Annotated in this window: 1 protein-coding gene; it reads right to left on the bottom strand. The window is 48.6% G+C overall.

Annotated features, from left to right (window positions below; genetic code table 11):
- A partial coding sequence (locus R7Z77_RS26700; RefSeq protein ID WP_318137216.1) for a sulfite exporter TauE/SafE family protein occupies positions 1–499 on the bottom strand: 499 nt, incomplete at its 3' end.
- Positions 500–609: the final 110 nt, after the last annotated feature.

The following is a 609-nucleotide window of genomic DNA, read 5'->3' as shown; positions in this document are numbered from 1 at the left end:
CAGTCCAAAACGCGCCTGTTCCTGGACCGGCTAATCCATCGTAAAAACCAATCGACAAACCTTGCAGGTACTGTTTTTTATGCAGCTTTGGGCAAGGCTCTGGTATTGGGCTTTGATGAGGGGAATGTGGCGTTTTGTGGAATACGGTATACAGCGCAGCGGCTAATATAATAAGAGGCAAGACTTTTTCTAGCCAATCCGTACTGATGGCATCGACAAAGAGCGTGCCCAATGTTGCGCCGACAAGCGTTGCTGCAAACGCGCGCCCCCAACACTGAGGTTTGAACAAGCGTTTTTTGTAGTAAGTGAATGCGGCAGTTGACGATGCAAAGGTAGCAGCCAACTTGTTCGTCCCCAAAGCAATGTGAGGAGGAAGCCCCAAAGACAGCAAAGCAGGGACGGTTAGCATCCCTCCACCACCTGCGACTGCGTCAATAAATCCAGCAACAAAAGCGACTAGCGCCAACACCAACAGCATTGTCGGCTCTATCATTTCCATAAATTCTTATTCTTCTAATATTCTATTTTTCGTTTAAATGGCGGCAGTGAGTCGATAAGTGCTTGCCCGTAGCGTTTGGTTACGAGGCGTCGATCCAGAATGGTCACTCT

Source organism: Vibrio sp. 1401, assembly GCF_033340295.1.
This window is presented reverse-complemented; position numbering and strand designations above follow the sequence as displayed.